The organism is Rhizobium sp. P28RR-XV (assembly GCF_012641385.1).
In the GTDB taxonomy this organism is placed as follows: Bacteria; Pseudomonadota; Alphaproteobacteria; order Rhizobiales; family Rhizobiaceae; genus Rhizobium.
The window spans coordinates 28511-47851 of sequence record NZ_JABAIG010000001.1; the positions used below are offsets into that span (position 1 = coordinate 28511).

A 19341-nucleotide genomic window follows, 5' to 3' on the forward strand; every position below is an offset into this window, starting at 1 on the left:
CCGGAGTTCATTCCGGGGCAAGCGTCAGGCAAGTGAAATCGAGTGAATTGGCCGGCGTGGCGATGCGGCCATAAAGAGAAGGAACGGGTACAATGACTATCAAGCTGCATAAGCCAGATATCACCGAGCTTAAGCCGCGAATCACCGTGTTCGGTGTCGGTGGCGGTGGCGGTAATGCCGTCAACAACATGATCACGGCAGGCCTGCAGGGCGTCGATTTCGTCGTCGCCAACACGGATGCTCAGGCACTGACCATGACGAAGGCGGAGCGGATCATCCAGCTCGGCGTCAACGTCACGGAAGGTCTCGGCGCCGGCTCGCAGCCGGAAGTCGGCCGTGCAGCTGCAGAAGAATGCATCGATGAAATCATCGATCACCTGAACGGCACGCATATGTGCTTCGTCACCGCCGGCATGGGCGGCGGTACGGGCACGGGTGCCGCTCCCGTCGTCGCACAGGCTGCTCGCAACAAGGGCATTCTGACCGTTGGCGTCGTCACCAAGCCGTTCCACTTCGAAGGCGGCCGCCGCATGCGTCTCGCCGAGATGGGCATCCAGGAACTGCAGAAGTCGGTCGACACGCTGATCGTCATCCCGAACCAGAACCTCTTCCGCATCGCCAACGACAAGACGACTTTCGCCGATGCGTTCTCGATGGCCGACCAGGTTCTCTATTCGGGCGTTGCCTGCATCACCGACCTGATGGTGAAGGAAGGTCTCATCAACCTCGACTTCGCCGACGTCCGTTCGGTCATGCGCGAAATGGGCCGCGCCATGATGGGTACCGGCGAGGCTTCCGGCCAGGGCCGTGCAATGCAGGCCGCCGAGGCCGCCATTGCCAACCCGCTGCTCGACGAAACCTCGATGAAGGGCGCTCAGGGCCTGCTGATCTCGATCACCGGCGGCCGTGACCTGACCCTGTTCGAAGTCGATGAAGCTGCGACCCGCATCCGCGAAGAAGTCGATCCCGACGCCAATATCATCCTCGGCGCCACCTTCGACGAATCGCTTGAGGGCATCATCCGCGTTTCCGTCGTCGCAACCGGTATCGACCGCGCGATGAACGAGGCGGCCGACAGAGGCATGGAATTCCGCCCGGCCACGAAGCCCGCTATGCGTCCTTCCGCGGCCGCCGTTCCGGCAGCGGCCGCAGCTCAGCCTGCCCACGTCGCGCAGGCCCAGACCGCACAGGCTGCCGCTCCGGCTCCACGCACTGTCGATCCGGTTGCCCAGACCATTCGTGCAGCAGAGGCCGATCTCGAGCGCGAACTGGAATTCCAGATGGGCCGCCAGGCCCATGTCCAGCAGCAGCCGGTGATGCCGCAGGCCGCAGCGCCGGAAGATAACTTCCGTCCGCAGAGCCGCATCTTCGCAGCCGCCCCGGAAGCCCAGCCCGTCCGTCAGGCTCCGGTTCTGCCGCAGCCTCAGCAGCAGGCGCCGGTCATGCATCAGCAGCCGGTCATCCGTCAGGCTCCCGAGCAGGTCCGCATGCCGAAGGTCGAGGATTTCCCGCCGGTCGTTAAGGCCGAGATGGAACACCGCGCCCAGCCGGCCGCCGGTCAGGCTTCCGAAGAGCGGGGGCCGATGGGCTTGCTGAAGCGAATCACCAATTCGCTCGGCCGCCGCGAAGAAGACCCGGCTTTCGACGACATGATGGCTTCGACGAACAACGCGGCTCCGCAGCGCCGCGCACCGTCGCCGGAAGCGAGCCTCTACGCTCCGCGTCGCGGCACTCTGGACGATCAGGGCCGGCAGGTTCCGCAGGCGCGCATGACGAGCCATGAAGATGATCAGCTCGAGATTCCGGCGTTCCTGCGCCGGCAATCGAACTGACCCGATGTTGGACGGCCTTTTAATAGGTTGCTAACCATCTTGATGAAATCCGGGGCCGAAAGGCCCCGGATTTCCTTATTTTAGACCTGTTGTTATATTTGAAATTACCCAACAAATTCAATTGGCTGCTTTCGTAACAAAACGAAAGAAACAGTGATTTGGAATGCGATGCCTCGGCGCGTATGTAGATACCAAGCAAGCCTGCGGACTCACATTCAATGACGAATGTATGTGGTGTGCGCGGCATAGTTAACAGACTGAACCGGCAATAAGGGTAAGCGTCCGAAGATGACCGCCCGGCCTGGATCAGACAGACGAAGGCAGAATTATATGGCAATCGGATTGCTTGGTTTTCAGACCACCATTGCAAACCCTGTGACACTTTCGGGTATCGGCGTTCATTCCGGTGCCAATGTGTCGATCACCTTCTATCCGGCCGAAGCCGGCACCGGTGTCGTTTTCCAGCGCTTGCACGACAATGGCGATGTGACCGAACTGCGCGCCGTTTCCTCGCAGGTTGGCAATACGGATCTCTGCACCGTCCTCGGTTTTTCTCCGGCGCGTTCCGTCGCCACGGTCGAGCATGTGATGGCCGCCATCTATGCGATAGGTCTCGATAACGTCGTCGTCGAAGTGACCGGTGCTGAAATGCCGATCATGGACGGCAGCTCCTATCCCTTCATCGAAGCGATCGAGCAGACCGGCGTCGTGTCGCTTGGTGTCAAGCGCCGCTATATCCGCGTCACCAAGCCGGTTCGTATCGAAGCCGGCGGTTCCTGGTGCGAATTCCGCCCGTATGACGGCACGCGCTTCGAAGTCGAGATCGATTTCGAATGCCCGCTGATCGGCCGGCAGAAGTGGGAAGGCGACCTGACCGCCGAGACATTCAAGACCGAACTGTCGCGCGCTCGTACCTTCGGCTTCATGCGCGATGTCGAACGTCTCTGGGCGTCGGGTCATGCGCTGGGTTCGTCGCTGGAAAACTCCGTCGTCATTTCCGACGACAATACCGTTATCAACGTCGAGGGTCTGCGTTACGCCAAGGACGAATTCGTTCGTCACAAGACGCTGGATGCGGTCGGCGATCTGGCACTGGCCGGCGCGCAATTCATCGGCTGCTACCGCTCTTATCGCGGCGGTCATCGCATGAACGCGAATGCCCTGAAGGCATTGCTCAGCGACCCCAGCGCCTATGATGTCGTCGAAACGTCGGCGCCGCGCCAGCGCGCCCACAGCCGCGAATTCGTGCCGGTCAATGCGCCTGAATTCGCTCCCTGGTCGGCGTGACGCTGCGGAATTTGAATGAGAAAAGCCGCCGCTCCGATGAGGAGCGGCTCTTTTTTTGACAGGCGACTCACGCGGGTTGCCGTCAGTCTTTGCGCGAGGGCGAGGCTGCGGGGGCTGATATGAGAATTCCCTGTCAAAACAGTGATTAAAGACTGCGGATATGCGGCCTTGCCACAAAAATGCGTTAATGCATCATCAATGCGTTGCCCTGATGGTGTTTTTGCGGCTAGAAACGCCAGCGAGAGAACGCCGTCTCCGCAACGACGGCTAGTGGGACAGTTATCCGATGGGTTTTGCAAGGTCTGAACGCATGAATATTACAGCACGGGCTTTGCTCGTATCGCTCCTTCTGGCCGGTACCGGTGCGGTGGTGACGGGTTGTAATACCAAAAAGGATATCGACATCACCAAGCTCGGTGTCGAGACCGATCCTCCGGAAATGCTCTATAATCAGGGTCTGGCCAACATCAAGGCCGGCAACATGACGGAAGCCGGCAAGAAGTTCGACGCCATCAACCAGCAGCAGCCATTCTCCGAATGGGCTCGCAAAGCGCTTGTCATGAGCACATTCGTCAAGTACCGCACGGGTCGTTACGACGATGCGGTGCAGACGGGTAACAGCTACCTCAAGCAATATCCCGGCTCGGAAGACGCCGACTATGTCCAGTATCTGGTCGGCTCGTCCTATGCCAAGCAGATCGTCGACGTGACGCAGGACCAGCGCGCGGCACAACAGACGATCGAGGCGATGACCAAGCTCGTCAACACCTATCCGAAGTCGCAATATGTCAGCGACGCGCAGGAAAAAATCCGCTTCGCCAAGGATCAGCTCGCCGGCAAGGAAATGCAGATCGGCCGCTACTATCTGGAGCGCAAGGATTACCTAGCGGCAATCTCGCGCTTCCGCATTGTCGTGGAGCAATATCCGACCACCAACCAGATCGAAGAAGCTCTGGCGCGCCTGGTCGAGGCTTACTACGCGATGGGTATCGTTCAGGAAGCACAGACGGCAGCCGCCGTTCTCGGCCACAACTATCCGGACAGCCGCTGGTATAAGGATTCCTATCAGCTGCTGCAGAAGGGTGGCGTAGAGCCGAGCGAAAATTCGGGCTCCTGGATTTCCAGAGCGGGTAAGAAACTTCTTCTTGGGACGTGAGATTGAGCGCAGATGCTGATCCAGCTTTCGATCCGCGATATCGTTTTGATCGAGCGGCTGGATCTTGCCTTCGAGTCCGGGCTTTCGGTACTGACCGGCGAGACCGGCGCGGGCAAATCCATCCTGCTTGACAGTCTGTCGCTGGCGCTTGGCGGGCGCGGCGATGGCGATCTCGTACGTCATGGAGAGGACCGCGGCCAGGTGACCGCGGTTTTCGACGTCGGCACGCAGCATCCCGCCCGCAAGCTCCTGCGCGAGAATGGCATCGACGATGACGGCGACCTGATCTTCCGTCGCGTCCAGTCGGCCGACGGCCGTACCAAGGCCTTTGTCAACGATCAGGCGCTCAGCGTCCAGCTCATGCGCCAGATCGGGCAGCTTCTCGTTGAAATTCATGGGCAGCATGACGATCGCGCGCTCGTCGATACCGACGCGCACCGCACATTGCTCGATGCCTTCGCCGGCCTTGCCGAAGAGGCGCAAGAGGTCGGCAGACTTCACAAGGTTTGGCGCGATACCGACCGCACCTTGAAGAGGCACAAGGAGCAGGTGGAGAAGGCCGCGCGCGAGGCGGACTATCTTCGCGCTTCCGTCGAGGAATTGGAAAAGCTCTCGCCGCAGGATGGCGAAGAGGATGAGCTGGCTGAAAAGCGCTCGCGGATGATGAAGGCCGAGCGTATTGCCGGCGATATTGCTGAGGCTTCGGAATTCTTGAACGGCAATGCATCGCCCGTTCCGCATATTGCCTCGCTTGTGCGTCGGCTGGAGCGCAAGAGCCATGAAGCGCCGGGGCTGCTGGAGGATACGGTGGCGCTGCTCGATGCCGCTCTCGACCAGCTTTCCAACGCCCAGATGGAAGTAGAGGCGGCGCTGCGCAAGACGGAGTACGATCCGCGCGAACTGGAGCGGGTCGAGGAGCGCCTGTTTGCGCTGCGGGCCGCCTCGCGCAAATATTCGGTGCCGGTCACCGAACTGCCGGCATTGGCCGAGCGCATGGTTTCGGATCTCGCTGATCTCGATGCGGGCGAGGAGCGGCTGGCGCGGCTCGCCACCGAGCTTGCCGCTGCCAAGGCGGACTATGACGCGGCGGCGCGCAGCCTCTCGGAAAAGCGCCGCCATGCCGGCGAAGCCCTTGCCGAGGCCGTCATGGCGGAATTGCCGGCGCTGAAGCTCGAACGAGCACGTTTCATGGTGGAGATAACAAGCGATCCCGAAGCCGGCACGGCTGATGGCATCGACGTCGTCGAATTCCATGTGCAGACCAATCCGGGCACACGCCCGGGGCCGATCACCAAGGTTGCGTCCGGGGGCGAACTGTCGCGCTTCCTGCTGGCGCTGAAGGTGGCGCTCGCCGATCGCGGTTCGGCGCCGACCCTGGTGTTCGACGAAATCGACACCGGCGTCGGCGGCGCGGTCGCGGATGCGATCGGTCAGCGGCTGAAGCGCCTCTCCGACCGCGTGCAGGTGCTGTCCGTCACCCACGCACCGCAGGTCGCCGCCCGCGCCGCGACGCATCTCCTGATCTCCAAGGGACCGGTTGCGGACGGTTCCGAAAAGATTTCCACGCGCGTGGCGACAATGGAGCCGAAGGACCGCACCGAGGAAATCGCGCGCATGCTCGCAGGCGCGTCGGTGACCGAAGAGGCGAGGGCGGCCGCCAAGCGCTTGCTGGCCGGCAACGGCTGATCGCTGCTCCTTTGACCGTCTGATTTTTCTCTTTATTTTACCCGGGCCGGACGGAAAAACCGCTTCGCACTTTTGCTCTAACTGCTCTAAAACATCTCCAAAATCGGGGAGTGTCGATTCATGAGCACCGAACAGAAGCCCGTCGAAGATTTGACCGAAGAGGAAGCGGCCGCGGCACTTGCCTATCTGGCCGCGGAGATCGCGCGCAACGACGCGCTTTATCATGGCAAGGATGCGCCGGAGATTTCGGATGCGGATTACGACGCGCTGAAGCGGCGCAACGATGCCATCGAGGCGCGGTTTCCGGCACTCATTCGCGCCGACAGCCCGTCACGCCGGGTCGGTGCCGCGCCGTCGGAAACCTTCGCGCCTGTTGTCCACGCAAGGCCGATGCTGTCGCTCGACAACACGTTCTCGCAGGAAGACGTCGAGGATTTCGTCGCCAGCGTCTATCGCTTCCTTGGCCGCCTTCCGGACAATTCGATTGCCTTTACCGCCGAGCCGAAGATCGATGGGCTCTCGATGTCGATCCGTTACGAGAATGGCCGGATGGTGAGCGCCGCGACGCGTGGCGACGGCACGACCGGTGAGAATGTCACCGCCAATATCAGGACCATCCAGGAGATACCGCAGACCTTGCCTGCAGGTGCGCCCTCGGTCGTCGAGGTGCGCGGTGAGGTCTATATGGCCAAGAGCGACTTCCTGGCGCTTAACGCCCAGATGGAGGCGGAAGGCAAGCAGACCTACGTTAATCCGCGCAACACGGCGGCGGGTTCGCTGCGTCAGCTCGATGCGAAGGTTACGGCCAGCCGCAAGCTGAAATTCTTTGCCTATGCGTGGGGCGAGATGTCAGACATGCCGGCTGATACGCAATATGGCATGGTGCAGACCTTCAAATCCTGGGGATTCCCGGTCAATCCGCTCATGGAGCGCCTGAGTTCGGTTGCCGATATTCTCGGGCATTACGAGGAGATCGGCCTGCAGCGCCCCGATCTCGATTATGACATCGATGGTGTCGTCTATAAGGTCGATAGCCTGGAGCTGCAGGCCCGCCTCGGCTTCCGCTCTCGCTCGCCGCGTTGGGCGACGGCGCACAAGTTTCCGGCGGAACAGGCATTCACGCGTCTGGTCGGCATCGACATCCAGGTCGGCCGCACTGGGGCGCTGACGCCCGTCGCGCGGCTCGAGCCGATCACGGTCGGCGGTGTCGTCGTCACCAATGCGACGCTGCACAATGCCGACTATATCAAGGGCATCGGTAACAAGGGCGAGCCGATCCGCGACGGCCGCGATATTCGTGTCGGCGACATGGTGATCGTGCAGCGGGCAGGCGACGTCATCCCACAGATTGTCGATGTCGTGCTGGAAAAGCGCGAAGCGTCGAGCGCGCCTTACGAATTTCCCAAGGTCTGCCCGGTCTGCGGCAGTCACGCGGTGCGCGACATCAACGAGAAGACCGGCAAGATCGACGCCGTCACGCGCTGCACCGGCGGCTTCATCTGCCGCGCGCAGGCGACCGAACATCTCAAGCATTTCGTCTCGCGCAATGCCTACGACATCGAGGGTCTGGGTTCGAAGCAGATCGATTTCTTCTTCGAGAGCGACGATCCGGCACTGCAGATAAAGACCGCGCCCGACATCTTCACCCTGGAGAGACGTCAGCAGTCGTCGCTTGCGAAGCTCGAGAATATCGACGGCTTCGGCAAGGTCAGTGTCGGCAAGCTCTACGCCGCGATCAACGAGCGGCGGCAAATCGCCCTTCATCGCTTCATCTTTGCGCTCGGCATCCGCCATGTCGGTGAGACGACGGCCAAGCTGCTGGCGCGCTCCTATGGCACCTATGAGGCTTTCGAGACTGCCATGAAGGAGGCAGCGCCGCTTGCGGGCGACGCATGGAACGACCTCAACAATATCGAGGGCATCGGCGAAGTGGTGGCGCGCGCGATCGTCGAATTCTACAAGGAGCCGCGCAATACGCAGGTGATCGCAAAGCTGCTGGAGGAGGTTCGCCCCCAAGAAGCGGAGCAGCCGGTGACCTCGGGCAGCCCGGTGGCAGGCAAGACGGTCGTGTTTACCGGCTCGCTTGAAAAGTTCACCCGCGACGAGGCCAAGGCGAAGGCAGAGAGCCTGGGTGCGAAGGTATCCGGCTCGGTTTCCAAAAAAACCGACATCGTCGTGGCGGGGCCGGGCGCCGGCTCGAAGCTCGACAAGGCGCGGGAATTCGATGTCCAGGTCATGACCGAGGACGAATGGCTCGAGCTTATCGGCGGTTAAGCATGGCGGCGGAATCGTAATCCGCCGCCCTTATCGCTCAGAATTTCAGCCGCGCCATCGTGAATGCATCGACATACTCGCTGTTGCGGAATGCGAAGGCGCGCAAACGGCCCTCGGTTTCGAACCCGAATTTTTCGTAGAGCCGGATGGCCGGTGCGTTGTCGACGTAGACGCTCAGCTCCAGACGCTTGATCGCAAGCCAGTTGTCGGCGGTATCGACGAGGGCGCCCAACAGTGCCGACCCAATGCCGCAGCCCGTAAAATCGTCATGCACGCCCATACCGATATTGCCGGTGTGAATCCGCCGGCCGGCAAGGCGGTTCAGGCCGGCATTGCCGACGACCTGCCCGTTTACCTCCGCGACAAGGCGTGTTGAGTCTGGGGCGGGTTTTTCCAGCCATCCCCGCGTTTCCTCGAGGCTTTGAAAGGGCAGGCGCAAGGTGCCGGCGCGGAAACCGGGGAGATTGGCGATCGCCGCAATTGCTTCGGCATCCGACGGCCGCGTTGCGCGAATCTCGATCGGACCGATTTTGCCCGGTCGTCGCTTGCTTGGGTCGTCTTGGTCGGAATTCATGGGCTCTCCTTTGATGTCAAGGGGAGGAGAGCAAGGAGGCTTCAACCCTGCTCGCCTCGGCAGGGTTGAGATGGATCGCGGTTAGCTCAGCGCAACACAGTTTCCACTCGCCCTGCAAGGGGGGAGATGATGTGAAGGTGCATCGTGACGGTGCGGTTTGCGATCATGCGCGAATGATCCGATGCGGTGGCGCTATTGTCAATCATTCCAGGCGGAATTCCCTCTGCTTGCCTTCCATCGGCAACTTGACAGGCAACCATCTAGTTGCCTATATATAACAAATAGGCAACTAGATGGTTCCGTATCCGTGAATGATGATGCAGTTTTCAAGGCGCTGGCGGATGCCAGCCGGCGGCAATTGCTCGACAGGCTCTACGAGCGCAACGGGCAGACCCTGAGCGCACTTTGCGAAGATCTGGAGATGTCCCGCCAGGCTGTGGCCAAGCACCTTGCCATTCTGGAAGAGGCCAACCTGGTCTCCTCGGAGAAGCATGGCCGCGAGAAGCTGCATTTCATCAACGCGGTGCCGATCAACGGTATTGCCGAGCGCTGGATCAGCAAGTTCGAACGCCGTCATCTGGGCGCGCTTTCGGCCTTGAAGAAAGCGCTGGAAGAGGAGGGCGGTCAGTAACCGCGACAGGCACAGATATTCAAACAAGGAGAAATGACATGGCTGAAAGCAAATTCGTCTACGTCACCTTCATCCGCACCACGCCGGAGAAGCTCTGGTCGGCGCTGACCACGCCGGAATTCATCAAGCAATATTGGTTCGACATGGTCCATGACACGGAGTGGAAGGTCGGTGCGCCATGGAAAATGCTCTTTCCGGATGGTCGCGTCGCCGACACCGGAGAGATTGCGGAATTCGATCCGCCTCGCCGGCTGGCTTTCAAATGGCGCAACGAATTTCGCCCCGAGTTGAAAGCCGAGGGCTGGTCGCGCTGCGTAATGGAATTGGAGCCCGCGGATAACGCCGTGAAGCTGACCGTCACCCATGCGATCGATGTGGAGAACTCCAAGTTCATCGAGGCTGTTTCGGGCGGCTGGCCTAAAATTCTGTCGAACCTCAAGTCGCTGCTGGAGACCGGAGCCGTTACGATCAGCCAGAAGTAAGCTGCAACGCCTCAAGTTTTCGTTGGGACGCCGGCGCTTTGGCGGTGGCGTCCCGGCTGCATCCGATACGGATTGCCGGCCTTATCTTGCATCGTTCATCGGCCACCTTACCTTAGCCATGCCGCTTCGCTCCCCGCGGCCGCTGTTGGAGGATGATTGATGCGTTCACCGAAATTGCTTGCCGCCATTGCCGCGTCTCTTCTGGCCATGGCGCCCGTTTCCGCTTCCGCCGAGGTCGTCGGTAAGGTCGGCGTGGATTGGACGGGCAATGACATTCTGGTCGATGCCGTGCCGGACCCGGAAGTCTCCGGCGTGACCTGCCATGTGACCTATTTCGATCGCAGCGTCATCGACCGGCTGCGCAAGGGCAACTGGTTCGAGGATCCCTCCAACAATTCCATCGCCTGCCGCCAGACCGGACCGATCGAAATCGGCGATATCAACCTGTCGCAAGGCGGCGAGGAGGTGTTTCGCGCAGGATTGTCGCTCATCTGGAAAAAGCTGGTCGTCACCCGGATCTACGACAAGAAGAACGACACGTTGATCTACCTCATCCATTCACGCCAGCTAGTGGACGGTTCGGCCAAGATGGCGATTTCGACGATACCCTTGTTTGGTCAACAGGTTACATGGAAGAAGGGCAAGCCCAACTAAAGCGGACCGCGACTTTGCATGAGGTGCTTCGTCGTTACCAGGATACCGCAATCACAACTCGCGAAGAGGTAATACCAAAAAAAGTCATACTCTTGGGTTGTCGAATTGCTTCTGGTTGCTTTCGGTTTGCATCTTTTTGATGCAATTTTGAAAGCGAACACGGAGGCGACTCTTGCCCCTGTTCACGGCCTGCTAGACCGGCATCATTGGCTACACCCCTGCCAAAGCCGGTTACATGAAAAACGATCGCCCTGGAGCCGAGCTTCAGGGCGATCTTCTTTCAGGACCAACTTCTAACTTATTGAAATCAGGCCGCTTGGGCCAGCTGATCCGCGATAACCGTATCGAGGTTGAGGAAGCAGACCATGGTCTTTTCCAGTGCCACGATGCCGCGGCAGAAGGCGCGCTGTGCTTCCGGGACGATTTCCGGCGCCGGCTGCAGGTCTTCGCTCTTGATCGACATCATGTCCGAGACCTGCTCGACCAAAAGGCCGACGAGCTTGCCGGCAATGTCCGTGACGATGATGGCCGAACGCTCGGATGGCTCCGTCATCTTCATGCCGAGGCGGCAGGCCATGTCGATGACCGGGATCACTGCGCCGCGCAGGTTGATGAGGCCGAGCACGTAAGGCGGCGTATGCGGCATCGGCGTCACCGGCGCCCAGCCGCGGATTTCGCGGATGGCCATGATATCGATGCAGAATTCCTGATCGCCGAGGTGGAAGGAGACGATTTCCAGATAGGCGCCCGATTGCGTGATGGCGTTCGTCATGTTCGAGGACTTCCCGATTGGCATCGCCGGCAAGCGACGCTCGCGATTGAAAAAGAGATCGGCTGGAGCGGCTTGGGCAGCGGCAGCATCCGGTGCTTCGGCGCGAAAACGCCTGGCTTTCCGGCGGGCGTCATGCCCTTCTGAAACAAAGAGTTTGCCGCGTTTCGGGCGGCGGGCGAAGTCGAGTTCGACCTTTGAAAGAGATGTTGGCGCGGACAGGTTAGGATTGGTTTAACATGATCGCAGATTTTGTTTCGCCGAGCCTGAGTGAAGCCAAGAAACAAAGCAAGCAAGGCTTGGGAAACCCCAAAGCGCATGCTGCGACGATTTCGGTCCCTTGCGAACATCTTCTTGAATTGCGTCCTCCACGTCGAGCCGTTACATCGGCTGGAGGGCGGATCGCGCTGCCTGTCGAGTGCGGTCGCCGGAAATGATGAGGAAAGGCAGTCATGAGAAACGTGCGGATTGCGATTTGGGTGGCGGTGTTGATCGTGGCCGGAATATTGGGCTGGCTGAGCTTTGGTGGAGGCAAGTCGCCCGAGGTGGCGGCATCCGGTCCCTATGGCGTGCCTTTCACGCTCGTTTCTCAAAGCGGTCAGCCGATCAGCGAACAGGCGTTTCGCGGCAAGCCGTCGGCCATCTTCTTCGGCTATACGCATTGCCCGGATGTCTGCCCGACGACGCTGTTCGAGCTGAACGGCTGGCTGCAGAAGGTCGATCCCGATGGCAGCAAACTCAACGCCTATTTCGTAACCGTCGATCCCGAGCGTGATACGCCCGCCGTGATGGATCAGTATGTCTCCAATGTGTCGAAGCGGATTACCGGCATTTCCGGCGATCCCGCCAAGGTGATGGACATGGTCAAGGGATTCCGCGTCTACGCCAAGAAAGTGCCGGCGGACGAAAAGCAGCCGAACGGCGACTATACGATGGATCACACGGCTTCCGTATTCCTGCTGGATTCGGCAGGCCGCTTTGCCGGAACCATCGCCTATGAAGAAGACCCGGACGTGGCGACGAAGAAGCTGGAGAACCTGATCAAGAAGGGATAGGGCCTGCATGGGCGAGGGGCGTGGCGAACAGGGAAAATCCAGATCCATCCTGATTGCAGGGGCAGGGCCGGTCGGCCTGACCGCCGCGCTTGAACTCGCCCGACGCGGCTATAGGCCCCGCATCGTCGACGATGGCGCCGGCCCGACACCCACGGAAGAGAGCCGGGCGCTCGGTGTCAATGCCCGCACGCTGACGTTGCTGTCTCCCTCCGGCGTTGCAGAACGCATCCTCGCCGCCGCCCAGCCGATCGAGCGCTTTCGCGTCCGCTCGGACGAGAAAATCCTTGTCCAATTGGATACCCGAGAGGTGAAGGGCCGCTTCAGCGCAATTCAAGCCTTGTCGCAGGGCGCCACCGAGTGCCTGTTGATGGAGGCGCTTTCGGCCTACGGCATCTCACCCGAATGGCAGACGGCCGTGGTTGCGGAAGCCATATCGGACTTCCGGAAGCCGGAGGTCACACTGCGCCGGAGCGACGGCATGCCGGAGACGGTGCGACCGGATATCCTGATCGGTGCCGACGGCGCGCATTCGGCCGTTCGCAAGGCGATGGGCGCCGGCTTCCCGGGCGAGGCTCTGGAGGCCTATTTCTATCTTGCCGATTTTCGCTATGCGGAGCCGGTCGATACCCATTACGGCGAAATCTCGCTCTTCGATCCCGGCATGATTGGGCGCCTGCCTGTTGCGGCCGAGATCCTCCGCTATATCTCGACGCTGGAGGATTTCGAAAGCCGCATCGTCCATCCGGCCACCATTGCACAGAGGACCTGGGCTTCGCAGTTTCGCATCAGTTTCCGTCATGTCGAGCCGATGGCGAAAGGGAATGTCTTCCTGGCCGGCGATGCCGCGCATATCCACTCGCCAGCCGGCGCACGCGGCATGAATCTCGGCATCGAAGATGCCTGCTGGCTTGCCTGGCTCATTGCGGAAGGCCGCGAACAGGAGTATTCGGCCTTGAGAATTCCCGCCGTGACGCTGGTATTGAAGCAGACCTACGGCCTGACGCGACTGGTGACCATGAGAAATCCGCTGGCAATTGCGGCGCGCAATTTGTTTGCGCCGCTATTCCTGCGCTTTCGCCCGGCGCGTCGGACGTTGCTTCGAAGCGTTGCCGGTTATGATACGCCGAGACCACCCTGGATCGACTGGGCCGAATAAGAACGAGAAAGAGCGACGAGTTGAGCGAAATCCGCCTTTATGTAACGACGACCGAGAAAAAGGCCGCGCAGGTCCTGGATCTGATGACGCCGGTATTCGAAGACGAAGAATTGCCGATCGCAACGACGGAAATCGACGAAAAGAACGACATCTGGGAAGCGTCGATCTATCTCTATGCCGTGGATGAAGAGGAAGTGCGCGGTCGTTTTGAAGCGCTTCTGAAGCCCACCTTCGCCGAACTCCCCATTCAAAAGGAAGTACTTCCGGACATCGACTGGATTGCCAAGTCGCTGGAAGGGCTGAAGCCGGTTCGCGCCGGCCGCTTCCTCGTGCATGGTTCGCATGACCGCGACAAGGTCGGCCCCAGCGATATCGCCATCGAGATCGAGGCCGGACAGGCCTTCGGCACCGGCCATCATGGGACGACGGCGGGCTGCCTGGAGACGATCGAGAAGGTTCTCGTCAGCCGCCGCGTGCGCAACGCGCTCGATCTCGGCACCGGCAGCGGCGTGCTGGCGATCGCCGTGCGCAAGCTGCGCAACATTCCGGTTCTGGCGACGGATATCGACCCTGTCGCCGTTCGCGTCGCCCGGGAAAATGTCCGCAGCAACGGGATTGCCTCGGGTATCGCGCTGGAGACGGCGCCGGGCTTTCATTCCACGGCCTTTTCCCGCCATGGACCGTTCGATCTGGTCATCGCCAATATTCTGGCGCGCCCGCTCATCAAGATGGCACCGCAGCTCGTGGCACATCTGGCGCCGGGTGGCTCGGTCATCCTATCGGGTATCCTGGCGGAGCAGCGCTGGAAGGTGCTGGCTGCCTATAACGGCGCGAACATGCGCCATGTGCGCACGATCTGGCGCAACGGCTGGGTCACAATCCATCTCGACCGGCCTTGAGCCGGTCGCTTCCCGCTATCCCAATCGCAGGTAATAAGATCGCAGGTAATAAAAAAAGGCGGTGCCGAGGCACCGCCTTGAAGATCGGCTTTCACCGATCTTGCCCGCGAGCGTGTGGAGGAGGAGTGCTCAAGCGGGCTCTAGCGCTCTGGTCACGATCCGGAAGGGAGGAGGAGAACCGGATTGCGATCGATATAGAACGCGTAGCTCGTAAATTTCTTAGCGGCGACCGCCGCGGCTTGCGCCGATTGCCTTCGAGGTTTCGACTTCGAGCTGACGAAGCGAACCGACGGAGTGGCGTACGGTGCGACGCTCGCCAGCCAGCGCCGGGCTAACATATGCGGAGCGGGTGATAGGCATTGTCTTCAAGTCCTTGTTCGAGTGGGTTCGTCGTGAACCCCGTTTGATGCGGCGGATATAGCGACTCGCTCGCCGGCGTGGCAGGGGGGCACTTTCATGGGAGCTATGCGCGATATGCATATTTCGTGCCGTGAAGTTGTCATATTTGATCGGTGATGCTCACGAAATGGGCGGATTCGTTAACGGCAAAGAGGGGAGCTGCGGCACTTGAGAGGGGTCCGATGGCTCGCTGCCGCGCATATCGCCGCTACGACCGAAAATCCCGTCGCGCTTCCGGCCATCATGCTCTAACATACTGGCACCATTCGGTTTCACGGATCTCCATCAGTCTCGGATCAGCTCATGTTTCAGTCTTTCGACGTCACCTCCACTCCGCAATTCGGTCGCGAGCGTGTCGCCGGCTTGCGTGCCGCCTTCGGCGATCTCGGCATCGACGGCTTCCTCGTGCCGCGTGCTGACGAGTATCAGGGCGAGTATGTGCCCAAATGCTCGGAGCGCCTGGCATGGCTCACGGGGTTCACTGGATCGGCAGGTGTTGCGCTTATCACACACTCCCAGGCCGTGGTTTTCGTGGATGGCCGTTATGTGACGCAGCTTGCCGAGCAAGTGGACCAAAGTGTTTTCACCGGCGGCGATCTGGTAAACGAGCCGCCGCATATCTGGTTGCCGCGCCACGCGAAAAAGGGCTTCCGGCTCGGCATCGATCCGTGGCTGCATACGGGCGCGGAAGTACGCCGGCTTGAAAAGGCATTGGCTGAGATCGACGGCAAGCTCGTTTTCCTCCCCTACAATCCGCTCGACAAGCTCTGGACGGACCGGCCGGCCGAGCCGCTTGGCGGCGTCATCATCCAGGATATCGGCCAGGCCGGCGTCCTGGCCAGGGACAAGCTTGCGAAGATCGCAGCCAATCTCAAGGAAAAGAACCTCAAGGCGGTGCTGATTACCGATCCGTCCTCGGTCGCCTGGATCTTCAATATCCGCGGCAGCGACGTGCCGCACACGCCGCATCCCCTGGCGCGCGCCATCATTTACGCGGAAGGCGAGGCCGAACTCTTCCTCGACAAGCGCAAGACGAAGGTCGAAGCGGAGGCTTACCTCACGCAGATCTGCAAGCAGCTGCCGCCGTCCGAACTCGTCAAGCGACTGGGAGGGGCGGCTGCAAATAGCGGGCGAATCCTGATCGATCCGGATCTCGCCTCCTATGCCCTGACGGATATCGTTCGTCAGCAGGGCGGCGAAGTCGTCGAGGGCAATGACCCCGCCAAGCTGCCGCGCGCCTGCAAGAATGCCGCTGAAATCAATGGATCGGCCGCCGCCCATCTGCAGGATGGCGCCGCCATGGTCGAATTTCTTTACTGGCTGGAGACGAGCAAGCCGGGGACGGTGACGGAAATCGGCGCGGCTGAACGGCTGGAAGCCTGCCGCGCCCGCGTCGGCGAAAGCATGCAGAACCCGCTGAAGGACATCTCCTTCGATACGATCTCCGGCGCCGGCGAGCATGCGGCCATCATGCATTACCGCGTGACGACAGCGAGCGACCGGCTGATCCAGGCCGGCGAACTGTTTCTCATCGATTCAGGCGCGCAATATATCAACGGCACGACGGATATCACCCGCACCGTCGGTATCGGTGCCGTCTCAGAAGAGCAGAAGCGTCTCTTCACGCTGGTGCTCAAGGGAATGATCGCCATCAGCACGGCGCGTTTCCCGAAGGGCACGCGTGGCTGCGATCTCGATCCACTGGCGCGTATTGCCCTCTGGAAGGCGGGCGTCGATTTCGCCCATGGCACGGGCCACGGCGTCGGCTCCTATCTTTCGGTGCACGAGGGGCCGCAGCGCATCGCGCGCCTTGCGGTGCAAGAGCTGCTTCCCGGCATGATCCTTTCCAACGAGCCCGGCTATTATCGTCCGGGTCACTTCGGCATCCGCATCGAAAACCTGATCTATATCCGCGATCCGGAGGAGATCGAGGGCGGCGACATGCCGATGCTGGGTTTCGAGACCTTGACCTTCTGCCCGATCGATCGCGGCCTGGTTCTGGTCGAGCTGCTGACGCATGAAGAGCTAAATTGGCTGAACGACTATCACGCGAAGACGCGCGAGGCGCTGATGCCGCTGATCCATGATCACGACGTCCGGGCATGGCTGGAAAACGCCACGCTCGCGCTCAGTCACTGAGAAACACGAACCCCATCCCGCTTCGAAACGGGATGGGGTCTTTTCGGGTCTCAAGCGCCGATGGAATGGCGCCACGCCATGACGACGATCCATCCTGCGACCAGCATATAGGTCGAGGGGTAGCGCAGCCCGACGAGAAGGGCCGCGAGCATCGCCACCTTGGTATCCCAGCCGCCGATGAAAAAGGCGGGGGCGACGAGGGTCGTCAGCACGGCGGCGGGCACGGCATTCAACGCGGCTTCGACGCGCGGCGGAATGCGGGTCATCTTGACGATCAGGATATAGCCGCCGATGCGCGTCAGGAAAGTCACCACAGCGGCTGCGGCAATCAGCACGACCATATGCGGATTGAAATCGAGCATGGTCAGACCTCGTGGCTTTCGTGCGCGATATCCGGCTTGCGATTCGCCTTTACCGGCGGCAGCATTGCAGCGAGTGCGACGCCTGCCAATGCACCGATGCTGACATGCCAGGGCGAGCCGACATAGCGATGGGCGATGGCTGATGCGACTGCGCTGACGGCGACGACCGGCAGAAAGTTGTCGCGCGTGCGGAAGCCCATGACGATGCCTAGGAAATAGACCGGCAGCAGGATATCGAGACCGATGGCCTTCGGGTCGCCGATCAAGCTGCCGAGAAGGCCGCCGATCAGGCTGATCAGCACCCAGGGAACATAGATCACCGCGGCAAAGCCGATATACCAGGCGAAGCTCACGGTCTTGCCGCTCTCATGGCGCTTGATCGTCTCGGCGAATTGCGGATCGACCAGCAGGAAGAAGGTGAAGAACTTCTCCACCGCCGAAAAATGCCTGATATAGCGGGCGATCGCCGCCGAATAGAGGACGTGGCGGAAGTTCACCGCCAGGATCGACAGCACGATGAGCCAAGCCTGGACATGGTTGCCGAAGAGGTCCAGCCCGACCATCTGGCTGGCGCCGGCATAGACGGTGCCGCTCATCAGGGTCAACTCGCCGAGCGACATGCCTTGGTCGCGCGCCAACGCACCGAACAGGGCGCCGAAAGGCGCTGCGGCGAGGCCGACGGGAATGCCGCCCTTCAATCCGTCAAGAAATTCCGCGCGACTCATGGTCCGCTCTGTCCTTCGTGGAAAAACCGGCTTTGCTCCGGATGCGGTGTCGAGGGCGCGGATCCCGCATGGGGAACGACGACGTTGCACCCTTGCGCATTTGCTTCCGCGCTGTTCAATGGCGGGACGTGTAAGCCGTGTGCGCCGGGCCAGCAATTGAATTTACTTGATGGATCAATTGATTTCTTTGATCCAGCGCTTTGAGACCGCTCACAAAATGAGAGATGAACAGATGAAGAAGATCACCTTTTCGAAGGAGGAGAAGGCAGCCATGGTCGCGCGCCTTCAGCGCTATTTCGCTGATGAACTGGACCAGACGCTCGGCTCGTTGCCCACCGAGTTCCTGCTCGATTTCTTCACCGCCGAGTTCGGGCCGTATTATTACAATCAAGGTCTTCGGGATGCCCATGCCGCATTGGTAAGCAAGATGGAAGACTTCGGTGAGGCAATCTATCTGCTGGAGAAGGAAGAGAGCGTCCATTCCCGGTCGGCGAAGCCGTAAGGCGATATACGCTCAATCCGGTGAGTTACGGCTGATCATCTTCATAAGGTTGTCCGCTTCATCCGAAACGCCCTCGGACAATCGCGCCGCCGCGACGTAAGGAAGCCAACCCAAAATGGCGGCACGGTTTTCATCGCCGTAGGCATCGAGGTAGGCCGCCGCCAGGCCGTTGTCATAGGAATGTATAAGAACATAGCTCCGGCAGACATCGGCAAAGGGATCTCCGCAGCAAGCATCGAGCCAATCGATCACGGTTACCCGCTCGAGCGATCCGAGCACATTCCACGGATGAAAATCGCCATGGCAAAGCCTGTCGCCATCCGGCAAGCGATGAAGCCTAAACAAGAGATGCTGTCGCTGGGCTTCGTTCAATTGCACGGCGCGCTCAATGTCACGATGCAAGCGCGATTTCAGAGCAGGAAGACCAACCCCGCTGTGTTCATGGATTTTTCGATGCGTAGCTGCCAAAACATTCAGATGGGCTAGTGCCTGCAATGGCTTTTGGGCGATCGCGTCACCAAAGGTTCGGCCCTCGACGCGTGTCATGACCAAGCCCCAGCGACCTTCAAACTCGCCAACACTTCGGACTCTTGGAGCATTGACTTCCAAGTTCTCCAGGATTGCGAGGGTCGCCGCTTCCCGAAAAGCCGCGGCCTTCGATGCGTCGACCTTCCATAATTTCAGGACCAGCTCGCCGTATTCATAGACTTCCGCCTCCTTGCCGGCCCCAAGGAGGCTTCCACGTTCGCTGGAGATCAT

Annotated in this window: 19 protein-coding genes; 13 read left to right on the forward strand and 6 right to left on the reverse strand. The window is 60.4% G+C overall.

Features of this window, described 5'->3' with window-relative positions; translation table 11 throughout:
- The first annotated feature begins 92 nt into the window (after nt 1-92).
- From ftsZ to ligA, 5 genes are all read left to right on the forward strand, one after another.
- A complete protein-coding gene (ftsZ, locus tag HGP12_RS00135; RefSeq protein WP_168843624.1) occupies nt 93-1832 on the forward strand; it encodes a cell division protein FtsZ in 1740 nt (579 codons plus the stop codon).
- Between the two features lie 330 nt (nt 1833-2162).
- Nucleotides 2163-3119 (forward strand): UDP-3-O-acyl-N-acetylglucosamine deacetylase, encoded by a 957-nt coding sequence (gene lpxC, locus HGP12_RS00140; protein WP_168843625.1) that lies wholly within the window; start codon nt 2163-2165, stop codon nt 3117-3119.
- A 286-nt stretch (nt 3120-3405) separates the two neighbouring features.
- Nucleotides 3406-4275 (forward strand): outer membrane protein assembly factor BamD, encoded by an 870-nt coding sequence (locus HGP12_RS00145; RefSeq protein WP_205926283.1) that lies wholly within the window; start codon nt 3406-3408, stop codon nt 4273-4275.
- Between the two features lie 12 nt (nt 4276-4287).
- Nucleotides 4288-5961 carry a DNA repair protein RecN gene (gene recN, locus HGP12_RS00150; protein WP_168843627.1) on the forward strand — a complete coding sequence of 558 codons (1674 nt, stop codon included), beginning with the start codon at nt 4288-4290 and terminating at the stop codon, nt 5959-5961.
- 120 nt (nt 5962-6081) lie between these two features.
- Nucleotides 6082-8235, forward strand: a complete 2154-nt coding sequence (gene ligA, locus HGP12_RS00155) for an NAD-dependent DNA ligase LigA (protein ID WP_168843628.1) — start codon at nt 6082-6084, stop codon at nt 8233-8235.
- Nucleotides 8236-8272: 37 nt separating this feature from the next.
- On the opposite strand, the gene HGP12_RS00160 is transcribed toward ligA, so the two are convergent.
- On the reverse strand, nt 8273-8809 hold the full coding sequence (locus tag HGP12_RS00160) for a GNAT family N-acetyltransferase (protein ID WP_168843629.1): 537 nt from the start codon (nt 8807-8809) through the stop codon (nt 8273-8275).
- A gap of 307 nt (nt 8810-9116) precedes the next feature.
- Between HGP12_RS00160 and HGP12_RS00165 the strand changes: the two genes are divergently transcribed.
- From HGP12_RS00165 to HGP12_RS00175, 3 genes are all read left to right on the forward strand, one after another.
- Nucleotides 9117-9440, forward strand: coding sequence for a helix-turn-helix transcriptional regulator (locus HGP12_RS00165; RefSeq protein WP_168843630.1), 324 nt, complete (start codon nt 9117-9119; stop codon nt 9438-9440).
- Nucleotides 9441-9478: 38 nt separating this feature from the next.
- Nucleotides 9479-9922 carry an SRPBCC family protein gene (locus HGP12_RS00170; protein WP_168843631.1) on the forward strand — a complete coding sequence of 148 codons (444 nt, stop codon included), beginning with the start codon at nt 9479-9481 and terminating at the stop codon, nt 9920-9922.
- A gap of 159 nt (nt 9923-10081) precedes the next feature.
- Nucleotides 10082-10576 carry a CreA family protein gene (locus HGP12_RS00175; protein WP_168843632.1) on the forward strand — a complete coding sequence of 165 codons (495 nt, stop codon included), beginning with the start codon at nt 10082-10084 and terminating at the stop codon, nt 10574-10576.
- 307 nt (nt 10577-10883) lie between these two features.
- Here HGP12_RS00175 and HGP12_RS00180 read toward each other — a convergent pair whose 3' ends face one another.
- Nucleotides 10884-11348, reverse strand: coding sequence for a chemotaxis protein CheW (locus HGP12_RS00180; protein WP_168843633.1), 465 nt, complete (start codon nt 11346-11348; stop codon nt 10884-10886).
- Between the two features lie 449 nt (nt 11349-11797).
- Between HGP12_RS00180 and HGP12_RS00185 the strand changes: the two genes are divergently transcribed.
- Genes HGP12_RS00185 through HGP12_RS00195 form a run of 3 tightly spaced genes read left to right on the forward strand, consistent with a single transcriptional unit; the run spans nt 11798 to nt 14455 of the window.
- Nucleotides 11798-12400, forward strand: a complete 603-nt coding sequence (locus HGP12_RS00185; protein ID WP_168843634.1) for an SCO family protein — start codon at nt 11798-11800, stop codon at nt 12398-12400.
- A gap of 7 nt (nt 12401-12407) precedes the next feature.
- Nucleotides 12408-13556, forward strand: coding sequence for an NAD(P)/FAD-dependent oxidoreductase (locus tag HGP12_RS00190; RefSeq protein WP_168843635.1), 1149 nt, complete (start codon nt 12408-12410; stop codon nt 13554-13556).
- 20 nt (nt 13557-13576) lie between these two features.
- Complete coding sequence (locus HGP12_RS00195) at nt 13577-14455, forward strand: 50S ribosomal protein L11 methyltransferase (RefSeq protein WP_168843636.1); 879 nt, start codon at nt 13577-13579, stop codon at nt 14453-14455.
- Nucleotides 14456-14674: 219 nt separating this feature from the next.
- On the opposite strand, the gene HGP12_RS00200 is transcribed toward HGP12_RS00195, so the two are convergent.
- Nucleotides 14675-14815 carry a hypothetical protein gene (locus tag HGP12_RS00200; protein ID WP_168843637.1) on the reverse strand — a complete coding sequence of 47 codons (141 nt, stop codon included), beginning with the start codon at nt 14813-14815 and terminating at the stop codon, nt 14675-14677.
- 342 nt (nt 14816-15157) lie between these two features.
- Between HGP12_RS00200 and HGP12_RS00205 the strand changes: the two genes are divergently transcribed.
- On the forward strand, nt 15158-16993 hold the full coding sequence (locus tag HGP12_RS00205) for an aminopeptidase P family protein (RefSeq protein ID WP_168843638.1): 1836 nt from the start codon (nt 15158-15160) through the stop codon (nt 16991-16993).
- A gap of 50 nt (nt 16994-17043) precedes the next feature.
- On the opposite strand, the gene HGP12_RS00210 is transcribed toward HGP12_RS00205, so the two are convergent.
- A complete protein-coding gene (locus tag HGP12_RS00210) occupies nt 17044-17355 on the reverse strand; it encodes an AzlD family protein (RefSeq protein WP_168843639.1) in 312 nt (103 codons plus the stop codon).
- A 2-nt stretch (nt 17356-17357) separates the two neighbouring features.
- Nucleotides 17358-18080, reverse strand: coding sequence for an AzlC family ABC transporter permease (locus HGP12_RS00215; RefSeq protein ID WP_168843640.1), 723 nt, complete (start codon nt 18078-18080; stop codon nt 17358-17360).
- Nucleotides 18081-18312: 232 nt separating this feature from the next.
- On the opposite strand from HGP12_RS00215, the gene HGP12_RS00220 reads away from it, so the two are divergent.
- On the forward strand, nt 18313-18582 hold the full coding sequence (locus tag HGP12_RS00220) for a DUF2164 domain-containing protein (RefSeq protein ID WP_168843691.1): 270 nt from the start codon (nt 18313-18315) through the stop codon (nt 18580-18582).
- A gap of 12 nt (nt 18583-18594) precedes the next feature.
- Here the strand turns inward: HGP12_RS00220 and HGP12_RS00225 are convergent, their stop codons facing one another.
- Nucleotides 18595-19341, reverse strand: a complete 747-nt coding sequence (locus HGP12_RS00225; RefSeq protein WP_168843641.1) for an aminoglycoside phosphotransferase family protein — start codon at nt 19339-19341, stop codon at nt 18595-18597.